At 69.4% G+C, this 19,663-nt stretch carries 16 protein-coding genes and 1 pseudogene; 7 read left to right on the forward strand and 10 right to left on the reverse strand.

Annotated features, from left to right (window positions below; translation table 11 throughout):
- Positions 1–503: 503 nt before the first annotated feature.
- Positions 504–920, forward strand: coding sequence for a YcxB family protein (locus ABZ857_RS40280; RefSeq protein ID WP_357055034.1), 417 nt, complete (start codon positions 504–506; stop codon positions 918–920).
- On the opposite strand, the pseudogene ABZ857_RS40285 reads toward ABZ857_RS40280, so the two are convergent.
- Positions 915–1,226, reverse strand: a pseudogene (locus ABZ857_RS40285) (hypothetical protein); the annotation flags it as partial. The gene ABZ857_RS40280 and the pseudogene ABZ857_RS40285 overlap by 6 nt on opposite strands.
- A gap of 753 nt (positions 1,227–1,979) precedes the next feature.
- A complete protein-coding gene (locus ABZ857_RS40290; RefSeq protein ID WP_357054896.1) occupies positions 1,980–3,128 on the reverse strand; it encodes an NAD(P)/FAD-dependent oxidoreductase in 1,149 nt (382 codons plus the stop codon).
- A gap of 171 nt (positions 3,129–3,299) precedes the next feature.
- Between ABZ857_RS40290 and ABZ857_RS40295 the strand changes: the two genes are divergently transcribed.
- Positions 3,300–3,902 carry a TetR/AcrR family transcriptional regulator gene (locus ABZ857_RS40295; RefSeq protein WP_357054899.1) on the forward strand — a complete coding sequence of 201 codons (603 nt, stop codon included), beginning with the start codon at positions 3,300–3,302 and terminating at the stop codon, positions 3,900–3,902.
- Positions 3,903–3,924: 22 nt separating this feature from the next.
- Here ABZ857_RS40295 and ABZ857_RS40300 read toward each other — a convergent pair whose 3' ends face one another.
- The 4 genes from ABZ857_RS40300 to ABZ857_RS40315 all read right to left on the reverse strand — a co-directional run bounded on the left by ABZ857_RS40300 (position 3,925) and on the right by ABZ857_RS40315 (position 6,616).
- A complete protein-coding gene (locus tag ABZ857_RS40300; protein ID WP_357054902.1) occupies positions 3,925–4,209 on the reverse strand; it encodes a hypothetical protein in 285 nt (94 codons plus the stop codon).
- A 174-nt stretch (positions 4,210–4,383) separates the two neighbouring features.
- Positions 4,384–5,490: an erythromycin esterase family protein gene (locus ABZ857_RS40305; RefSeq protein WP_357054905.1), complete on the reverse strand. Its 1,107-nt coding sequence runs from the start codon at positions 5,488–5,490 to the stop codon at positions 4,384–4,386.
- Positions 5,491–5,680: 190 nt separating this feature from the next.
- The gene (locus ABZ857_RS40310) at positions 5,681–6,232 is read right to left on the reverse strand and encodes an N-acetyltransferase family protein (RefSeq protein WP_357054908.1); all 552 of its coding nucleotides are present in this window, start codon (positions 6,230–6,232) and stop codon (positions 5,681–5,683) included.
- An 18-nt stretch (positions 6,233–6,250) separates the two neighbouring features.
- Entirely contained in the window at positions 6,251–6,616 is a 366-nt protein-coding gene (locus tag ABZ857_RS40315; RefSeq protein WP_357054910.1) for a metalloregulator ArsR/SmtB family transcription factor, read from the reverse strand.
- 69 nt (positions 6,617–6,685) lie between these two features.
- Between ABZ857_RS40315 and ABZ857_RS40320 the strand changes: the two genes are divergently transcribed.
- Positions 6,686–7,144 carry an ArsI/CadI family heavy metal resistance metalloenzyme gene (locus ABZ857_RS40320; RefSeq protein WP_357054913.1) on the forward strand — a complete coding sequence of 153 codons (459 nt, stop codon included), beginning with the start codon at positions 6,686–6,688 and terminating at the stop codon, positions 7,142–7,144.
- Here ABZ857_RS40320 and ABZ857_RS40325 read toward each other — a convergent pair.
- The 3 genes from ABZ857_RS40325 to ABZ857_RS40335 are packed head-to-tail and all read right to left on the reverse strand — an operon-like array spanning position 7,125 to position 11,814.
- Positions 7,125–9,425 (reverse strand): hypothetical protein, encoded by a 2,301-nt coding sequence (locus ABZ857_RS40325; protein WP_357054915.1) that lies wholly within the window; start codon positions 9,423–9,425, stop codon positions 7,125–7,127. The two genes, ABZ857_RS40320 and ABZ857_RS40325, sit on opposite strands and share 20 nt — an antisense overlap.
- Positions 9,422–10,408, reverse strand: a complete 987-nt coding sequence (locus ABZ857_RS40330) for a hypothetical protein (protein ID WP_357054918.1) — start codon at positions 10,406–10,408, stop codon at positions 9,422–9,424. The genes ABZ857_RS40325 and ABZ857_RS40330 overlap by 4 nt, the downstream gene beginning before the upstream one ends.
- An 8-nt stretch (positions 10,409–10,416) precedes the next feature.
- Entirely contained in the window at positions 10,417–11,814 is a 1,398-nt protein-coding gene (locus ABZ857_RS40335) for a hypothetical protein (RefSeq protein WP_357054920.1), read from the reverse strand.
- A gap of 219 nt (positions 11,815–12,033) precedes the next feature.
- On the opposite strand from ABZ857_RS40335, the gene ABZ857_RS40340 reads away from it, so the two are divergent.
- From ABZ857_RS40340 to ABZ857_RS40355, 4 genes are all read left to right on the forward strand, one after another.
- Positions 12,034–13,419, forward strand: a complete 1,386-nt coding sequence (locus tag ABZ857_RS40340) for a DUF4407 domain-containing protein (RefSeq protein ID WP_357054923.1) — start codon at positions 12,034–12,036, stop codon at positions 13,417–13,419.
- The gene (locus tag ABZ857_RS40345; RefSeq protein WP_357054926.1) at positions 13,409–14,758 is read left to right on the forward strand and encodes a protein kinase; all 1,350 of its coding nucleotides are present in this window, start codon (positions 13,409–13,411) and stop codon (positions 14,756–14,758) included. The genes ABZ857_RS40340 and ABZ857_RS40345 overlap by 11 nt, the downstream gene beginning before the upstream one ends.
- 226 nt (positions 14,759–14,984) lie before the next feature.
- Positions 14,985–15,557 (forward strand): hypothetical protein, encoded by a 573-nt coding sequence (locus ABZ857_RS40350; protein WP_357054929.1) that lies wholly within the window; start codon positions 14,985–14,987, stop codon positions 15,555–15,557.
- Between the two features lie 93 nt (positions 15,558–15,650).
- Positions 15,651–16,220, forward strand: a complete 570-nt coding sequence (locus ABZ857_RS40355; RefSeq protein ID WP_357054932.1) for a hypothetical protein — start codon at positions 15,651–15,653, stop codon at positions 16,218–16,220.
- Positions 16,221–16,291: 71 nt separating this feature from the next.
- Here ABZ857_RS40355 and ABZ857_RS40360 read toward each other — a convergent pair whose 3' ends face one another.
- Complete coding sequence (locus ABZ857_RS40360) at positions 16,292–19,621, reverse strand: S8 family serine peptidase (RefSeq protein ID WP_357054935.1); 3,330 nt, start codon at positions 19,619–19,621, stop codon at positions 16,292–16,294.
- Positions 19,622–19,663 lie beyond the last annotated feature (42 nt).

Raw genomic sequence — 19,663 nt, forward strand, 5'->3', positions numbered from 1 at the left:
CCTTCATCAACGGCAAGCTCCTCGAACGCCCCGACGATCAGCCCTCACCAGCAGCTGCTTAGGAACTCGTGATCCACAGGTCTTGACGATTGCTCAAGAGGACCGAACGGTTAGCGAATGGCGACTGGCTGCTGAGGTGACGGCGCGGCGATTCGGTCGGCGAGGGCCTTGAATTGGGCGCGCGGCGGGCAGCCCGAGCTGCGGGCGGTAATTCGGCAGTGCAACCTGTCCTGTCCCGCGACATGCTTGACATGTCAGTCCCAGGACATGTTTGACAGATGCCGTTTTCGGTCGCTCTGGCATGCCTCGTTTGAGGGCGTAGCGCGTCAGGAGGCCAGCCCATGGCGTCGGGGTTGCTCGATCGGAAAGATGGTCCCATGGACATCAGCGGCGACTACGAGCTGACCCGAGATGAGTTCAAGCGCGCCGTGAGCGCGATCATCGGCCGACAGCGGTTGATCATCTTCTGGATGATGACACCGGTGCTGGCGGCCATGGGACTCATGAGGGTGACCAGCGGGGATGCCGGATTCGGCACCTTCCTGCTCACCTGCGGGCTTCTCTGCGGGCCCTTGGCGACCTGGCGGGTCACCCGGACAGCCCGCCTTCAGGCCCCACAGTTCTGCCTTCCCACAGCGATCCGCCTGACGAACGAGGCATACCACGCGAAGACGGCCCAGTACACCTCCATAAGATTATGGGCGTCATTCCTGAAGATCCGCGAAACCCGGGAGTTCTGGCTTCTTTACACGCACCAACGGTTTGCCGTCATTATCCCGAAGAGGGTATTCGACGCGGCCCAGCAGCGAGAGATCAACGACTTTCTCCGGGGCGCCGTCATGCAGCGAAGCATCCCTTTTGGAGAGCTCGGTGGGACGGCGCCTCCTCAGTCCCGCGAGTGCGCCGAGGAGGGACGGTAGCGCGCCGACCGCGAAGCATGCGGCCAGGGTGAGGTGTCCTATGAGGAGTCCCACGGAAGCCGAGCCCGCGGCGTTTCCGGTATTGAACGCCGTATTGACCCACGCGCCGGCCTGCGTCTTCGAGTCGGGAGCCGCGGCCCTGTCCGCCAGCATGTAGGCCGTGGTGAGGACCGGAGCGACGAACAGCCCTGCGACGCCGACCAGCAAGCACAGCGCGACCAAGTTCGATACGAACCCGGCGGCGGCCAGAGGCACGGCCAACGCGTCACCAACAGGGGCAGCCGACGTTCCAGGTTCAGCCGCCACGACACGGCGCCATAGGCCAGGCCGCCGGCAGCGCTTCCGGCGGCCAGTGCGGCCTCGACCCAGGCGACCGCGGCAAGTCCCGCGTATTGCTCGGCGAAAGCCACGACGAGGAGGTTCAGCGCGCCCAGCGCCATGCCTACGCCGCCGGCGACCAGGATGGGCTGGCGCAGGCCGGCGGTGGTCGCGAGCAGACTCCGCCAGCCGTTGGTGCGCTCGTTGGACGACGGCTTGGCACCCCGGCAGCCCGAGAGCTTCCGCGAGCGGCTGGACCTGCGGCGGGCGAAAACGCCAGCGCCAGTGAGCCGATGGTCACCAGGCCGGCCAGGGTGTAGGAGCCGGTGGCCTGAGTGAATGCCAGGACCAGGGAGAAGAAAGACGATTCCGTAGGACAACCGTCCGACCAGCGCTGCGACGAAGGTGCGTCCGGCGAGAGGGGTGCGAAGAACGGCGTAGTAGGACGCTGCGGATTGCGACGACATGAGGAGACCTCGAAAAGGCAGCGTCAGGCCGGTGTTCGGCGGTGAACGCTGCGGACCTAAGGGGACCGCTTCCGCATCAAGCCCAATGGTGAAGGGGGGCGACGCGTGGCCGCTCTTCAGGCACGAGGGTGGAGCATCGGCGTGATGCTAACAGAACCCATGCATCCACTTGAGGCACCATGCGGTCACCGCCGTGCGCCCCGGCATCGCACGCGAGCGCCCTCGATCACCAAGATCAGCAAAGCGGCCCCGCCCCGCAATGCATCCGGACACGTCAGTGCTGGGCGTGACCCAACGGCCCGGTCTCGTCTGGGTCGGGCACGGCCAGAAGGGCCTCGGCGCCGTGTTCGAGCATCTGGGCTGTTTCGGTCGAGCGCGGAAGCATCGATTTCTCGTAGTTGCGTACGGCGTCGTCGATCGTGGCGGAGCGGACGAGTGCGAGCGCGAGTTCGGCGGCGTCGAGCATGGCGAGGTTGACGCCGACGCCCAGCGGTGGCATGAGGTGTGCGGCATCTCCGAGGAGCGTCACGCTGGGCGAGTGCTCCCATGTGTGCGGCACCGGCAGGGCGAAGAGCGGCCGATCGACGTAGGCGCCGTCGTTGTCGGTGATCATCCGGAGCATCTGCGGTGACCAGGCCGCGTACTCGCGGAGTAGATGGGCGCGGATGCCCTCGGTGTCGTCGGCGCGAAGCCCGTTCGCCGCGATCCAGTCCACGGGGACGCGCTGCATGATGTAGACGCGCATGTGGCCGCCGCTGTTCCGCTGCGCGAAGAGGCCACGCTCCCCGTCACCGGCGTGGGCGCTGCCTTTCCCGACCAGTTCGGAAAGCTCGGGGTGCGCGGTCTCCATGTCGTCGAACCATGCCTCGAGGAAGCTGACTCCCGTGTAAAGCGGTGTCGCGGGCGACACGGCGGTGCGGACGCGGGAGAAGGCGCCGTCCGCGCCGATCACGAGATCCGCCTCGACGGCCGTCCCGTCGGTGAACGTCAGTGTTCGCGGCCCGTCGGCCGGTCCGCTCACCGATTCGAGAGTGCGTCCCCACTGAACGGTCCCCGCAGCGAGTGAACGCAGCAGGAGATGGCGAAGCTGTCCGCGGTCGATCTCGGGGCTGACCGTTTCGCCCTCGTCCGGCACATGGTGGGCCAGGACGCGCCCCGCCGGGTCCATCCGGCGCATTTCCTGCCCCTCGAACCTGGCGAGCGCGAAGAACTCCTCCAGCAGGCCCGCTTCACGGAGTGCGAGCTGGCCGTCTTCCTCGTGCAGGTCGAGCGAACCTCCCTGGTTGCGGGAGTTCGCATCCGGATCACGGTCGTACACCGTCACCGGAATGCCGTGCCGCTGCAGGATGCGTGCGCACGTGAGGCCTCCCGGGCCGGCGCCGATGATGCTGATCCGCGCGTTCACGGGGGTCGGAGAGCCCATGGTGGATTCCTTTCGTCGGTGGGGTTCCCGGCGCCGCCATGGCGCGGCGAGGACCGGTGCCGCGACCACGATGGGCGGCAACCCCTGCGGAGACCACGAAAGCAGAAATGAGTCCACAAGTGCAACTGTTCCAGTTTCTGCTTCAGTTCAGTTGTGGAGTACAGTGACGTCATGCCCGACTCTCCGACCGTTGGCCGTCGCGAGCGTAAGAAGGCCGCGACGAGGCAGGCCATCGCCGACGCCGCCCTGGAGCTCTTCCTGGAGCACGGTTTCGAACGAGTGAGCGTCCGCGACATCGCCGAAAAAGCCGACGTGTCGACGACGACCCTGTTCGCGCACTTCCCGAGCAAGGAGGCGCTGGTCTTCGACCGCGAGGAGGAAGTCGAGGCAGAGCTGACCGCCGCCGTCCGCGAACGGCCCGAGGGCCAGAGCGTGGTCGAGGCGCTCCGCGTCCACGCGCTGAAGGCCTGGGTGTCGATCACGTCGGATCCCCGTCTGCATCAGCACAATGCGCTGGTGGACCAGACGCCCGCGCTTCGTGAGTACGCGGAGCGTATGTGGATGCGACATGCGGGCGCCCTCGGCGCCGTGATCGCGGAGGAACTCGGCCGGGAGAGGGATGATCTCGCATGCTCGGCACTCGCGCGGTTCGTCCTGGAGATCCCGATCCTGGCCAATGGCCGACACGATCCGCGCGCGGTGGTGGAGACGGTGTTCGACCTGCTGATCCACGGTTGGGGGTCACAGCAAGATTCCGAGGTGGATCGGACCTGACTTGCCCAGCTCGCCGCCGTACTCAGGCCAGCGCCAGGCACACCGCGAACGGGACGGGGATGAGCACGGCCGCGCCAAGCCATGCCGCCCGCCTTCGTCCGCGCCGGAGCGGGAGAATCACGTCGATCACAACCACCGATGCCACCATGAAGGCGCCGGTCACCGTCAGGAGAAGCATGACGGGGTACGCGTGATCGAGAGTCGTGTAGTCGCAGTTGACGAGACCCGGCCTGGCGAGGTCTTCCGTGCTCTTGCAGTCCATCGGCAGGTACTCGGTCAGCAGCCACCACGCCAGATAGAGCGGCACACTCGCGGGCAGACCCAGTCCGAGATTTACCAGAACGGGACCCCAGAGGCCGGCCCTTCTTCCTCCCTTACGCCTGGCACGCGCATCCGTCCTGTACGGGGTCATCGCCACGCCCTTCCTCCGGAGGCCCCGGGTGCGGCCCCGAAGCAGCCGCACAATCGACAGTGCCGGAATTCACAGAGGGGTTGAGGCGGTGGTCTCGGGCACGAAGGCGATGCCGTCGAAGTGCTCGGCGAGCACTGTGGGCATGTAGCTGAGTTTGTAGGTGAACCGCCGCGCCACCGCGCCGTAGCTACGCATCTGGAGGGGTTCGCCGAGCCATTGATTCACGGTCTCCGGCCGTGGTCCGCCCCGCAGGTCGATCACATGCTCACCCGGATGAGCGGTCGCCAGGTGGGCCTCCACGATCATCGGCCTCTGGACGAGCGGGGCGTGGAAGGTGACCGGGGGCTTGGCCGGGTTCACCTTTCCGAATCGTGGCCGGCGGGCCCGGAACCGGCCCTCTCCGAAGAGCACACCGAGTGCGTAGTACGCCTCACCATGGCGCCGGCTGAGATGCCAACCCATCGCGGGCACCGAGCCGCCGCTGTGGCTGCCCTTCATGATGTGGCCGTTGTGCGCCCAGAGGGCGACCTTGGCGTTCGGGTCGGCCAGGAGCAGGTCCAGGTTGTCGGCGAGATAGCGGTCGCGAGCGACGCTGACGGTCTGGGCGGGGTCTGGATGCCGGAACGGCCGGCTCGCGAGATCGGCGTTCTGCCGCACGATCCGCGCATGCTCCAGTGCGTCATCCGGGTCGGAGACGGCGGCCCGGCCGGCCAGGAAGTCCTCCACGCGGCGGGCGTGGGCTTCGATCTGCCGGTCGAGCGGTGGGCCGACGCCCAGGCGCTTTCCGGCAAGGGGAGCGAGGGGGCCGAGCAGGCCCGGCGCGTCATCGCCGAGGTGGGTACGCAGGGCATCCAGCGACGCCGCCGGACACTGCGGGTCGATCCCCGCGAACCGTACCTTCCGCGAGGCGGTGCGGTTGTGGTCGCGCAGCCATTGGACGACCGACAGCATCTCCGCCGTGTGCAACGTCCAGAAGCCCAGACCGGCGAGGGCCTGAACCGGATCGCCGGAGCCGCCCTGCACGTAGTCGTCCACCGCTCGCGACGCCGAGGCACTGGCCTCCACCGCGAGCGTCGTGAAGCCCAGATCCTCGACCAGGAACTCCAGCAACCGGTGCCTGATCAGGAAGAACTCCCGGCTGCCGTGCGTGGCCTCGCCGAGCGCCACGACCCGCACCCCCCTCCAGGACGGCGCGGAACGGTGCCAGGTCGGCGGTTCCGGCGCCCGGATGCAGGCCATTGAGCGGTATCGCCCGCGACCTGAGCCACTCAGCCACCTCGTCCTCGGTCATCTTGCCGGGCACGGTGCTCCTCACGGTCGGCGGTCACGAAGGAGGCTACAACGATCAACCTGGACGGGAGGAGGGTCAAAGACCCGTGACGGTGCTGCGGCGTTCGAGGAGGACGACGTCGCGCCAGCGGTCGTGGTGGCGGCCGATGCGGTGGCGGGTGCCGACGACGCGGAAGCCGGCCTTCTCGTGCAGACGCAGGCTGGCGGTGTTCTCGGGAAAGACGCCCGACTGGATTGTCCAGACGCCCTCGGCCTCGGTGGACTGAATAAGGGCTTTCAGGAGCGCCAGCCCGACTCCGCGGCCACCGTGGTCGGGGTGGACGTACACGGAGTGCTCGACCACTCCGGCGTAGACGCAGCGGGAGGAGACGGCGCTGACCGCGACCCAGCCGATGACCTGCCCGCTGGCGGCGTCGACGGCGACGTGCCGGTGGAGCGGCAGCCTCGCGGCGTCGAACGCGTGCCAGGTCGGCGCCGTGGTCTCGAAGCTGGCGTTTCCGCCGTCGAGACCGGCCTGGTAGATCGCAAGAACCTGCGTGGCGTCGGTCTCCCGCATGGGGCGAATGATGACGCCGGGCTGGAGGTCGGCGACCACACCGGCTCTCACCTTGTCGACATGCTCGGACACGTGCTCCTCCAATCGGCGTCACGCTGTCTCGGCGAAGGCCTTCGACGCGGGCGTGAGCAGGGCCGACATCCGGGCCAGTACGGCCGGGTTGAGCCAGTAGTAGACCCAGGTGCCCCGGCGCTCGGACTCGACGAGCCCGGCCTGCCTGAGCACCTTCAGATGATGGCTGATCGTCGGCGGGGTGAGGTCGAAGGCCCCCGTCAGGTCGCACACGCACGCCTCGCCGCCTTCGTGGCAGGCGATCAGCGACAGCAGGCGCAGCCGTACGGGATCGGCGATCGCCTTGAACAGCGGCGCCAGTTCGGTCGCCTCGCTCTCGGGCAGCGGTTCGCGGGTCAGCGGTGCGCAACAAGCGTCGACGGTTGGCAGCCCTTGTTTCGACATGTGTCTAATTTGACACTTATCTAGGCAAGAGCGCAAACTGCGGTCATTCTCTGATCAGAAGGAGGGCCCGTGTCCCGTGTTCAGCTCGCTCTGCGCGTCGCCGACCTGGAAGGCTCGATCGCGTTCTACTCCACTCTCTTCGGCGTCGAGCCCGCCAAGCGCCGGCCCGGGTACGCCAACTTCGCCATCGCCGAGCCGCCGCTCAAGCTGGTCCTCCTGGAGGGCGAGCCGGGGGAGCCGACCCGGATGGACCACCTGGGCGTCGAGGTCGAGGACGACGCCCAGGTCACGGCGGCGACCGAACGCCTGAAGGAGGCCGGCCTGGCGACCTTCGAGGAGAACGACACCACCTGCTGCTACGCCCTCCAGGACAAGGTGTGGGTGCACGGCCCCGGCGGCGAGCCCTGGGAGGTGTACGTGGTCAAGGCCGACAGCCCCACGGCCGGCAGCCTCACGATCGGCACCGTCCAGAAGGAGGCCGGCTCCGCCTGCTGCGCCACCGACACGCTCACCGGCGGTGCCGGCTGACCGTTCCGCCGAGCCGGGCGGGCCGCCACATCAACAGCACCACCGCCACGAAGGCGAGGGCGACCACCACCAAGAAGAGGGCGTACGGGAAGGAAGTCGTCCCTTCCGGCTCTTCCTGGGGCGTCGGGTCCACCACCGGGGCGATCTGGTCGACGAGGGCCTTCGCCTTCAGCGTGGGGTCGCCCTGCGGCGCGTGCCCGAGATCCGCTGCTCCGATGACCTGGAGCAGGTCCTGCCGCATCGGCTCGCCCACCGCGTTGTTGACGAGCACGACCAGCCTGCGCTGCGGTAGCGGCAGGTCTCGCGGAGCCAGGCGCCGGTAGCCCTCGAAGACGCTCGCGTTCTCGGGAACGATCGCGGCGGCGGCGGAGCCCTCGGCCAGCCGACGGGAGATCTCCTGGGCCGGGACGGTGGTCAGCCGGACGCCACGCTCGGTCAGCGCGCGCAGCTGCTCCCCGCCGATCGTGTTGCGGACGAGGATGTCGTCGCCCTCGCCGGGACGGTCGAGGAATCTTTCCGGCTTGATGCCGTCCTTGACGAGCAGGACGTCGGGGTTCGTCACGCGAAGGTCCGCCAGCTCGCTGAGGCCCCACGCCCGCAGGTCCTCCCGTACGTCCCTGCCGGTGTACTGACCGCCGCTGACCGCCCCGAGGACGTCGAGGTCGTACGCGATGGTCACGGCCGGCATGCCAACGGGCGGCGTGACGGTCGCGGGGTCGATCGGCTCGATGGCCGGGGCATAGCCGTCGCGGCGGAGTCTCTCGGCGAAGACCTGGGCGGCGTACCGCTGGTCGGCGGGCGCCTGGACGACCACTTTCGCCGGCGGCGGGGAGAAGACCTCCGGGGGAGATTCCCTCGCGTCGCCCAGAGTCAGGAAGACGGCCACGACGGCCGCCGCGACGAGCGCGGCCGTGCCCGTCAGGGTCACCGCCAGGCGCACCCGCCGGTCCAGGGCCCGCCAGGTCCACCGGCGTCCGGCCGGGGGCGCGTCCACAGCGTCGAGGAGGGGAACGAGCATCCGCCGGACGGTCTTCGGCGTGCTCGGCGAGCAGATGAGAAGGTCGGCGACGTCCTGGCTGGGCTGCCTCCGCATCTCCTCGGGCGGAAAGGCCGCGTCCACGAGGCGTGCGTATAGCTGGTCCGCGTCACTCCGGGGATCGATCACACTTCGGAAGCAGTTGCGCTGGAGCAGGACCCTCTGGAGGTGCTGCCGCCTGGTGGGGTCGGTGCCCGAGCGAGCCAGATCCTCGACCGCGGCCCGGACGTCCGCGGCGTACGTGAGCGCGTCGGCCAGCGCCTCGGTGAAGGCGTTTCCCGAGCCGTTCCGGTACGCCACCGTGGTGTCGGTGGTGTCCGTGGTGTCAGTGGTGTCCGTGGGGCTCACGGGCGGGGTGGGAGGAGGGTCAGGCGGAGAGGGGGCCGGTTCGGGTTCGGTCTCCGGCGCCGCGCAACCGGACTGTTCGACCAGGTGGAGCACCTTGGGCCGGTCCTTCTCGATCGACAGCGGTTCGGTCTCCCGGGCGAGCCTTGCGATCATTTCCGTCACCGGGACGTCGGACCGTGTGTAGAACCGGTAGCAGAGTTTCGACGGCGTCTGGTCGTGGACGCTCTCGGCCGGGCGTCCCCAGACCACCGCCTGTGCCCCCTCGGGGGCGTGCCGCGCGAACGACAGCTTGATGGTGTGCTCGCTCGTGCTGCTGGTCCAGGTGGCCGCGGTGAACCTGGTCCGCGTTCCGTACGGCAGCAGCGCCGCGACGGTGTCCGCGAACCGCAGCCGATCGATCATGGGGACGTTGTCGGCGCCGATGACGCACACGGGCCGGCCGTTCAGCAGCAGCGCCGCGGCCGAGAGCGTGTCCGGCCCGGGCGACACCGCCTCCGGGTCGTACGGCGGCACGTCCACGGTCAGCGGAGGCCGCGGCGCCGGCGGCAACGCGGCGAAGGCGGTGTAGAGCGAGCTGTACGACACGGGCCGGTCGACGAGCTGCTCGTACGGCACGTAGAACCACCGGGTGTAGGCGATCTTGCGGTTGGCGAAGTCGTGGTGACCCGACCACTCCCTGATCGCCAGGACCAGGTAGTGGGAGATCTCTCCGTTCTCGCTGATCCTCGCGGTCCCGATCGTCACCTGGGGCAGGTCGCCGGCGGTGCCCGCGGTGTAGCGGTGCCTGAGCTTGTCGAACACCTCGCGATCGAGCCGCCCGTCGCTCCACTCCAACAGGCCGTATTCGTCGTAACTGCCGGGCCGCTTGCCTTCCAGGGCCCACTCGAAACCGATCACCGGGGCCCGCCCGCGGCGAGGCGCCGTCCGAGCCACAGCATGGGCTCGACGACGTTGATGGGATGGACCTGTCCCCGGATCCGCAGGTCCCTGCCCGCCTCGGGCAGCAGGTTCTGGTAGTCGTTCCAGTCGAACGTCTTGGTCTGCGGCCGTACGTAGAAGCCGATCGACGAGGTGACGAAGAACTCGACGCGGGTGCGGTGGAAGAACTGGTCCAGGGCGTTGACGACCATGTCCGCGTTGCCGCTCGCGGACACCTCGCACAGCGCCCGGAACAGGTCACGGGCGTCCTCGCTGCTCACCCGGGGGAATCCGTACTCGTCGTCCGGCGCGGAGTCGAGCAGGTGCAGCTTCTCCGCGGTCTCCAGCACCCGGGGGTCGTCGAACTTCGTGATGCAGACCGCGACGTGATGGGGGAGCATCCCGTCCCGCAGCTCGCCGGTCTCCAGCATCTTCTCGGCGAGGCGGGTGAGCGGCGGGTGCAGGTGGTCGAAGGCGTCACCGAGCTCGAACTCCCGGATGGGGTCGAAGAGGAAGACCAGGCCTCGGCTCTTCGCCAGATTGTCCATCATGCGCCGGCGCAGGTCGTCGACGATCTCGGGGCCGTTCCCGGGCCGGAGGGGGCCGGCGCTGAACAGACCTCCCGGCGCGTCGAACATGCTGATGCCGATCTTCAGCGGCGGGGCGGGCCGGGCTCTGCGCAGCCAGCGGCGCTCCTGCCGCTCGGCCGGCCCGATCAGCGTCCAGCGGTAGTGCTCCAGGCTCTGGCTCGCCTCCGGGAAGATCTTCCCGCTCGACAGCGCGCTCGTTCTCTCGATGAGGTAGTCGGACGAGGCGGCGTCGGATCCGATGATCTTCCAGTCGTCCTTCCGCCGCATCAGCGCGATGTTCAGGGCGGCCAGCAGCGTGGTCTTGCCGCTGCCGGGGGCGCCCCACATGGCGATGTCGTGGGCCGGTGGTCCCGGTGTCGGGTCGGACTGCATGCCTGGTCTCACTCCGTCTCGTCGAGGAGGGGGAACGGGATGGGGAGGGCGGCGGGCGCGGCCAGCCCCAGGTCGGCGGCCAGCCCCCGGATGTCGAGGGCGTCGAGATGCGCGAGCGCGTCCGCGCCGAGGCGGCGCCAGGCCGGGTGCGCGGAGGCGTCCCGGCGGTCGCAGATCGCGGCGAGCACGGTGTCCGGCCGGCTCTGGACACGGCCCACGAGTAACCGCCAGTCGTGCGGGTGCGGGCAGGGCAGGATCAGCGACCGGTTCGTACGCGCCGGGTGCGGCGGGCGGTCGCCGACCGTGAGCAGGACCGTGCGCACGTGCTCCGACGCCGCGAGCCGCCGGGTCACCGCGTCCAGCATGTCCTCCACTTGGGCGGCGTGGGGGTAGTAGGGGTATCCCTCGGTGATCGCGCCGCGCTCCTCCAGCAGTTCGAGGGCGGCCAGCGCGCGCTCGGGCGCGACCTGCCACGCGGCGACCTCCACCGGATGCTCTCCGGTTGACCGGTCGTCGTAGGAGTGCGCGCCGTAGGCCACGAGAGAGACCCGCAGAAGGCCGGAGAGCTCGGCGGACAGGAAGCTGACCACCTGCCGCACTCGGCTCAGTCGCTCCTCCACCTTGGCGTCCGGCCCGCACACCTCGACCGCGCAGATCAGATGCGCCGGTGCGGCCCTGGGCGGCAACTGTGACGGCGCCGCCGCGACGAGGTCGGCCCAGCCGCGCGGGTCCCGGGTCAGCTCGGGCACGCCGGTGAAGCGCACCTTCCCCGGTCGCACCAGTTCGGCCGTCAGCAGGTAACGCCCGGGGGTGAGCCCGGCGCTGTGCACCGACAGCAGTCTGGGCTCCCGGCCCTGCCAGGTGACCACGGCGAACGCCGTGCCGTACTCGTCTCCGGGCTCGCAGCGGACGGCCACCTCGGACCGGGTCCCGGGGAGGGCGCCGATCGGGAACAGCTGCTTGCTCCCCAGCCGCAGCCGCCCGGTCGCGGGGTCGGCGCGCATCACGACCAGGTCGTACGACCGTGACAGCGGGTCGGAGGCCAGGACGTCCTCGACGACCGCGGTGACCGGCCCGGTGAAGGGGAAGACGGCGGCGGGCCGCGCCTCGCTCAGCCAGCCGAGCGCCTGGTTCGCCTCCGCGCCGTCAGGAAAGGAGCAGACGAGGACGACCTCGTCGGCGGAGAGCGGGTCGGCGGCCCGGAGCACGGCCTGCTCGGAGGTCAGCTCCTCCCATGACAACGACCAGTAGTGGCAGCGAGGCCTGCCGTTGTCGTCCCGGTGGATTCGGAAGACGGTCATGCCGTCGGCGGCGACCTCCACGATCGTGAGGCGGCCGGTGGCGGTGAGCCCCGCAACGGCCCGGGCGACGGCCTTGCGAAGCAGAGCCTTGTCGGGCTCTGACACGGATCCTCCGTCTGATGTCCTATTCGTCGCCCCCGTCCCCTCATATCCGAACTAGTTGGTAACTATAAAAAGACGACTTGTCATAACGCTATGCTTCTTGTTGTGTCGTTGCGTCGAATGATTATCGGTTACCCGCAATCTTACGGCGGGGATCTACGATAGCCCGAGTCTCGAGCGTTATGCCACGTTCCAATATGGTGCGCGTAGGCGAGGAGAAACATGAGGCGGTTTCTGATTGCGCTGTCCGGAGCGCGGCCCGAGGTGCTCGAACGGTGCCCCACCGAGTACGGGAAGTTCGAGGGCATCGGCGGCGCCGTGCTCACCACGGCCGTCCTCGCGGTCGTCTCGATGACCTTCGCACTGAACAGCGCTCTGGGCGTCAACGTCGTCCTGGCCGTCCTCATCGCGCTGGCGTGGGGCCTCATGATCCTCAGCCTCGACCGCTGGCTGGTCAGCACGATGAAGGCGGACGCCCCGCGCCGCTGGCCGCTGGCCGTTCCGCGCATTCTCATGGCACTCCTGCTCGGCTTCGTCATCTCCACGCCATTGGTGCTCCAGATTTTCCGGTCCGAGATCGATGCCCAAATCGTTCAGATCAAGCAGCGGCGCGCGGACGCGTTCCTCGTGCAGCAGGAGCAGGGCAACGTCGGCAAGGACGTCGGCCAGCTCCGCAAGGAGGTGGCGGACCTGGAAAAAGTCATTTCCTCCGGTGGTGACGTGCCCATCGACACCGAGCAGGACCCGAATGTCAAGGCGCTGACCGCCGAGCGCGCCAGGCAGCAGAAGCTGGCCGACAAGCACTACGACGAGTGGCAGTGCCAGCTGTACGGAGGGCCGTCGTGCCCGAAGAAGGGCGACGGCCCTCTCGCCCAGGACAGCCGGCGCGCGTACGAGAAGGACAAGCGGCGGATCGACCTGATCAACCGGCAGATCGAGGACCGGAAGCGGGAGCTGAGCGCGAGCAGCGAGGAGGCCAAGCAGGCCCGCCTCGCGAGCGCGCAGGACGCCCTGCCCAAGGCGAAGGCGCAGCTCGACGCCGGGATCAGACGGCAGGCGGACCTGCAGGCGTCCTTCGACGCGGAGAACATGGCGACCAACGGCCTGCTCATCCGCATCCAGGCGCTCAACGAGGTGACGGGCAAGGACACCAGCCTCAGCGTCACCCGCCTGCTGCTGTTCCTGCTGTTCCTCCTCATCGAGTGCCTGCCGGTCACCGTCAAGCTGATGCAGCGGCCGGGCAACTACGAGAAGGTCCTCGCGCTGGCCGAGAAACACGAGTTCCGGGACGCGCGGGGCACCTTCACCTCGCACGCCATGGCCGGCCCCGGGACGCCTGCCCCGTCCGCGGGCCGTTCACAGGACATGTGGCGCATCTGGTCCCGTACGGGCGACACCGGCCCGCAACCGGTCGTCACGGTTCCCGAGGACGGCGCGGCGTACCGGGGACCGACGGGCACCCGCGCGGAGACCGTCGGCGAGACCGACGCGTACGACTCGCTGGAGGACGAGGAGCTGAGGCGGATGCCGGACGCCAGGACCATGCGGGTGCCGCGGACCGGTGCCGAGCGCCCCGGAGGAGTCGAGCTGCTGCCCGATGACGACTGAGGCTCCGATGGCGCACCCGGGGCGGGTGATCAGGGACCGCTACGAGCTGAGGTCCCAGCTCGGCCGCGGCGGCATGGGCACGGTCTGGCTTGCGATGGACAGGACGCTCGGCCGGCTCGTCGCGCTCAAGGAAATCTCCCTGACGCCGTACGGGGAGAGAGTCGAGGTCCAGCGGGCGAGGGCTCTGCGCGAGGCCCGGTCGCTGGCCCGGATCAGACACCCCGCGATCGCCGAGATCTACGACGTCTTCGAGGAGGACGGCTCGCCGTGGATCGTCATGGTCTACGTGGAGGGCGGCTCCCTGGACGACCTGATGCGGCGGCGGCCGTTGCCGGAGCCCGAGATCGCCGCCGTGGGACGCGACGTGCTGGCCGGGCTAACGGCCGCGCACGCCGCGCATGTGCTGCACCGCGACGTCAAGCCGGCCAACATCCTCGTGGGCCGCGACGGAAACGTGGTCCTGGTCGACTTCGGCATCGCTCACATCGCCGGCGAGAGCGGACTCACCTCCCACAGCATCATGCTCGGCACCACGGAGTTCATGGCGCCGGAGCGGATCGACGGGCGTGCGGTGGGACCCGCCGCCGACCTGTGGTCGCTCGGAATCACGTTCTTCTGCGCGCTGGAAGGCTACTCGCCCTTCCGGCGGGAAAGCCCCTACGCGACCGTGTACGCCGTCTGCAACGACGACCTTCCGCCGCCTCGCCGCCGCGGGCCGCTGTACGACGTGATCGCCGGGCTGCTCAGGAAGGACCCCGCCCTGCGGATGGGGGCGGCCGAACTCGACCGCCGGTTGGCGGCGATCGCCGCCCCGCGGCGTCCTGAGCCGCCGGTCGAGAGGCCGCGGTCGCGACCACCCCAGCCGCCACAAACGCCGCCAGGCCTGCACGGCTCTTCTCTACACAGCGCCGCCGCGGCGCTCGCCGCGATGGCGCCCGGTGCGGCCGGGCAGGCGTTGGACGCCATGGCCGGCGACCCGTCCCGGGCGGCCGGCGTGCTGGCCCTGCTGCCGGCCGATCAGGCCGGGCGGGTGGTCGGTCACATGACCGCCGGGGGAGCGGCCGCGCTGCTGCGGCAGCTGCCCGCGAGCCGGGGCGCGAGCATCCTGGCGGACGTCGCCGACCGGGTCGCCGCGGACATCCTCAACGCGCTCGGCGCCACACCCGCCGCGGTCCGGTTAGTCGAGGCGATGACGACCCGGCGGGCCCGGCGGGTGCTGGAGTACGTGCCGCCGGCTGTCACCGCGGCCCTGCTCAGGGCGACCACGGACGGCCGCGCCGATCGCCTTCTGGCCGGGCTCAGCCCCGCCGTACGCGCCCAGATCGCCATCGCCGACTGAACCCACTATGCGGGCGGCCCAAGGGGTCGCGGGGGCCATCGATGTGCCGGAGGAGACCGACCGCCACCTTCGCCACAAGGCATCACAAGCCCATCGCTTTTAGCCGATCACTAGGGAGCGCCGCGATGCTCCTGGGCTGTGGCAACCGTGTCGAAGAAGGCGATCTCGATGCGGCCTGGCACTCCCGTCTCGCGCACCCGACCGCAAGTGGAAGGAATCGAAGAAGATGAGGACATTCCTCCTCAAAGCAGCGCCTGCTGTGATGGCTGCCCTGGCCGCTACGGCGGCCGTGACCGTGGCTTCTCCCGCCTCCGCCGCAGCGGTGACGATCAGCGTCAGGCAGGGCTACTCCGAGACCGTGCGGGAGTGGGCGGACGCCTTCACCTGTCCGACGAACCAGGTACTCACCGGCCGCTCGCACTACGGGGACGAGAACGCGCCGACCACCTACTACTGCAGCTGGATCTTCATCAACGGCGAGCAGGTCCAGGTGCACATGGGTGACTGGACCTCCGCGCAGAAGGAGAGCCGATCCAGCTATATCGCCCCGCTGGACCAGGTGCTCGTCGGCAGGTGGCACCAGGACGATGAGAACGGCCCGACGAGGTACCGCACCGCCGCGCTGTACTGGCAGGGGCGGCAGGTGCGGTTGACCGGCGCTTATTGGACCGGTGAGTACAAGGAAAGCAGCCACGGCACCCAGGCGGGCTACAACCGCGTCATGACCGGCCGCTCGCACACCGGGGACGAGAACGGCAAGACCCGATACCAGTACGCCACCGTGACCTTCGAGAGCTGATCTCGCCTGCCGCCACAGCAAGGAGCGGGCGATGCTCCTCCGCCGATGGCGACCGTGTGGAAGTCGATCGAAAGTGAAGAGGAACCGCAGAAGATGAAGACATACCCCAAGGCGGTACTCGCCGGCCTGGCCGCTGTCACGGCGGCGACCATGGCTTCTCCCGCCCCCGCGGCGTCCGCCGAGACGGTGACGATCAGCGTCGATGAGAACTACTCCCAGACCGTGTGGGAGCCCGACGGCGTCCAGTTCACCTGTCCGACGGACCAGGTGCTCACCGGCCGCTCGCACTACGGGGACGAGAACAAGCAGACCACCTACTACTGCAGCTCGATCTGGATCAACGGCGAACGGGTCCAGGTGCGCGTGCTCGACTGGAGCTACGCGCAGAGGGAGAGCAGCCATGTCTATATGGCCCCGGCGGGCCAGGCGCTTGTCGGCAGGTGGCACCAGGGCGACGAGAACGGCCTGACGAGATACCGCCCCGCTCAGCTGTTCTGGCAGGGGCGGCTGGTGGGGCTGACCGGGGCGGGGTGGACCTATGCCTACAAGGAAAGCAAGCACACGTCGAAGGCGGGCTACAACCAGGTCATGACCGGCCGTAAGCACACCGGGGACGAGAACGGCTCGACCCTTTACCAGTACGCCACCGTGACCGTGGGCTGATCTCGCCCGCCGTGGCAAGGGCCCGGCGGACACTGCATGTCCGCCGGGCCTCTCCACAAGCTCCGGAAAACCTACTGAACGGTGATCTTGTCGACCTCGACCGTGATGCCCTTCACCTGGGGGGTGGAGGTGGCGGTCGTGACGGTGCCGGTGCCCGAGGACACGCCCTTGACCGTGAAGGAGTAGGTGAGCGCGCCGCCGGGGGCGCCCGGCGTGCTGGTGATCCGGTAGTCCTGCGTGGGCGGGCCGCTGATCTGGCTGCCTGCGGTGCCGTCCGCGTTCTCGGCGCCGACGGTCAGGCCGTAGGTCGCCCCCGGGTCACCGGGCAGGTTGCCCGGGTCGTAGGCGTACGAGATGTCCTCGGTGCCGTTGAGCCCGATCCACTGCTGGAAGACCTTGAGGCTGTTCGTGCCGTACAGGTAGACGCGCCATTCGACGACGAGCCACCTGTTCACCCCGTCGGTCAGGCTGGCGACGTAGACGCCGGGGGCTCCCTCGCCGTTCAGGTCGGTCCAGTACGACGCGAGGACGCCGTTCGGCGGCGTGGCGTCGGGGAGCGTCTGCGGGGCGAACTGGATGTCCGCCGAGCCGTTCGTGCCGCCCGCGACCGTGTAGCCGTCGGAGACGATGCCGATCCTGTTGTACGTACGGCCGGCGTAGGTGAACGCCGGGACGTTGAAGTTGAGCGCCTCCTCGTCGCCGATGGGCGTCGGGGCGATGCCGAAGGCCGAGAGCGGCAGGTAGCCCGCCGGGGTCTCGCCGGGAGCGATGGTCGGCTTGTCCGGCTGCCTGCCCGCGAGCGTGCCCTTGGCCGTCACGATCTGGCTGCCGATCTTGGTCGCGCCGGTGACGCCGTTGAGCCGCAGCTTGGTGTTCAGCGTGCTGAGCGCGGTGACGTCGGCGTCCTCCAGAGTGTTGTTCTGGACCGTGACCGTGCAGGTGGACTCGCCGGTGTTCTTGGCGATGGTGCTCGGGGCGCAGGTCTGGTCGACCGGCACCGCGCCCTCCTGCCGGTAGAAGGCCACCGGGAGGTGCTGCTCCCGCTTGCCGCCGACCTGCTTGAGGTTCACCTGGCCGAAGTACTGCCCGTCGGGCAGGTCCGGCGCGGTGATGACGACAGTGATCTTCTGGCTCTTGCCCGGCTTCACTGTGAACAGCGGCGGCAGCACGGTGATGTTCGCCCCGCTGACGGTGGTGCCCGACGCGGCGTAGGTCAGCGTCTTGCCGGTCGCGTTGACGAGCGTGCGCTTGGCGCTGATCACGCCCGGCATGACGGGCGCGTTGACCGACGGGAGGTTGAGGTCGATCCGGTTCATCGGGTCGGCGGCCGAGGCGGCGTAGTTCGCCGCGGTCTCGTCGAGGGTCAGCCCGGGGTCGCCCGCCTTGGTCAGGTCGATGCGGCCACCGCCGTAGTCGAACGGGTCGGCCGGGGTGGTCCGGTCCTGCTTGGTGACCTTCGTCGTCGCGGTGGTCTCCAGGGCCGACTTGACCTGACCCGGCGTCCAGTCGGGGTGCAGCGCGAACACGAGCGCGCCCGCGCCCGCGACGTGCGGCGACGACATCGAGGTGCCGGCGATCACCTGGTAGAGGTTGCCCGGGGGGCCTTCCAGCGGCGACTCGGGGGTCGGGGTGTTGCCCGCCAGGATGTGCAGGCCGGGCGCGGTGACGTCCGGCTTGAGGAAGTCGCCGCCCGGGCCGCGCGAGGAGAACGTGGTCATCGCGTCGCCCTGCCAGGTGGTCTTCTCACCCTGGGTGAAGCTCGCCGTGCCGCCCGGGTGCGTGCTCAGCCAGGCGAGCAGCACGTCGGTCTCCGGCTTGTCGATGTGGACCGTCGGCAGCCAGTGGTTGTCGGTCATGACGTCGAGCGGCGAGGAGTTGTAGAGGATCATCCCCGCGGCGCCGCCCTGCTTGACCGAATATCCCTTGAGCACCCGGTTCGGGCCGCGCTGACAGGCGACGATCTTCCCGGCGAACAGCCCTGGAGGCGCGGGGTTGACGCACAGCGGGTCGCTGTACGGCGGGGCCGACGCGAGCACCACGGGCAGCGGCGAGGAGATGCCGTGGGTGATCGACGCGCCCTTGATCGACGGCCCGCCGGTCAGCGTGATCGTCGACTGGTAGGTGCGCGTCTGCGTCGAGGCCGCCACGGTGGTCACCCACGGGCCGCGGTGGTCGGTCGTCCCGGCGCCCGGGCCCGAGTTGCCCGCCGAGGCCGACACGAACACGCCCGCCGCGTACGCGTCGAGGAAGGCGAGCTCGACCGGGTCGCTGTAGGGGTCGGCGCCGCCGCCGACCGAGAAGTTGATCACTTTGACGCCGTCGGCGATCGCCTGCGCGACCGCGGCCGCCGAGTCGGACTGGTAGCAGCCCTCCGCACCGCAGACCTTGTAGACCGCGACGTGGGCCGCGGGCGCGATGCCGTGGATCGCGCCGCGGTCGATGCCGAGCGGGTTGGCGTGGTCGACCGGCCCGCCCGCGGACGTGGTGGCGGTGTGCGTCCCGTGGCCGTTGGAGTCACGGGCGCTGTCCCCGTACACCTCTCCGCCCACCACCGCGTTGTACGTCTCCAGGAACGGCTGGCCGGAGATCAGCTTGTTGTTGCACGGGAAGGGGTCGGCCGCCGGCGTGAGCGGGTTGTCGCCGAAGTTACAGGTACGCGGGGTGCCGTCCGCCTTCGGCGGGGGAGCCGGAAGGGTGCCCGGGTCGGCGAACGAGGGATGCTCCGGCCACGCGCCGGTGTCCAGGATGCCGACGATGACGCCCTTGCCCGACGACTTCGCGCCGCCGAGCTGGTTGTAGATCGTGGTCGCGCCGATGAACTCCGCGCTGGAGTCGGTGAGCGGCTGCTCCCGTTTGTCCTCCTGCACGGCCGCCACACCGGGCAGCTTGAGCAGGTCGGCGGCCTTGTCGGCGGGCAGGGTCAGGGCGACGCCGCCGTAGACCGTGCGGAGCTTCTGCCCCACCTTGACGCCGGGGATCTTCTTGCCCAGCTCGCTGAGGAAGGTGTTCTCGATGCCCTCGATGTGCTTCTGGTATTTCGCCGCGTCGCCGCTCTTCAGGTTGAGCGACCTGCCGGTGACCGACGGGCTGGTGCCGGGAAGCCCCGGCAGGCCGCCCTTGTAGGCCGCGAGCGAGTCGTAGTCGAGCTTCACGACGACGCTCGTCCGTTCCGGCGACTTCGAGGCGAGCAGCGCCGCGTCGCTCTTGGCGAGCCGGCCGCTGGCCGACTTGGCGCCCTGCACGCGCTCGGCGCCCGTCAGGGCCGTGGCGCTCCAGGACCGCGACGGGCTGGGGGTCGGGTCCGCGGCGGCGGAGGCCGCCGGGATCATCGCTGTCACGAGGCCGAGGCCGGCGACGATCGCTGTGGTCCGTACGTAGGCAGGTGGGGGCTTCTTCGACACGACACCTCCATGGAGACCTGTGAGGCCTCGCCGTCCAGGCGT

Source organism: Microbispora sp. NPDC046933 (genome assembly GCF_040644635.1).
GTDB lineage: Bacteria > Actinomycetota > Actinomycetes > Streptosporangiales > Streptosporangiaceae > Microbispora.

Bases quoted from the DNA above. Each gene is read 5' to 3' on its own strand.
- ABZ857_RS40295 (WP_357054899.1), top strand. From the start codon at position 3,300: ATGCCCGACTCTCCGACCGTTGGCCGTCGCGAGCGTAAGAAGGCCGCG.
- ABZ857_RS40290 (WP_357054896.1), bottom strand. From the start codon at position 3,128: ATGGGCTCTCCGACCCCCGTGAACGCGCGGATCAGCATCATCGGCGCC.
- ABZ857_RS40280 (WP_357055034.1), top strand. From the start codon at position 504: ATGAGGGTGACCAGCGGGGATGCCGGATTCGGCACCTTCCTGCTCACC.
- ABZ857_RS40340 (WP_357054923.1), top strand. From the start codon at position 12,034: ATGAGGCGGTTTCTGATTGCGCTGTCCGGAGCGCGGCCCGAGGTGCTC.
- ABZ857_RS40355 (WP_357054932.1), top strand. From the start codon at position 15,651: ATGAAGACATACCCCAAGGCGGTACTCGCCGGCCTGGCCGCTGTCACG.
- ABZ857_RS40350 (WP_357054929.1), top strand. From the start codon at position 14,985: ATGAGGACATTCCTCCTCAAAGCAGCGCCTGCTGTGATGGCTGCCCTG.
- ABZ857_RS40345 (WP_357054926.1), top strand. From the start codon at position 13,409: ATGACGACTGAGGCTCCGATGGCGCACCCGGGGCGGGTGATCAGGGAC.
- ABZ857_RS40330 (WP_357054918.1), bottom strand. From the start codon at position 10,408: ATGCAGTCCGACCCGACACCGGGACCACCGGCCCACGACATCGCCATG.
- ABZ857_RS40315 (WP_357054910.1), bottom strand. From the start codon at position 6,616: ATGTCGAAACAAGGGCTGCCAACCGTCGACGCTTGTTGCGCACCGCTG.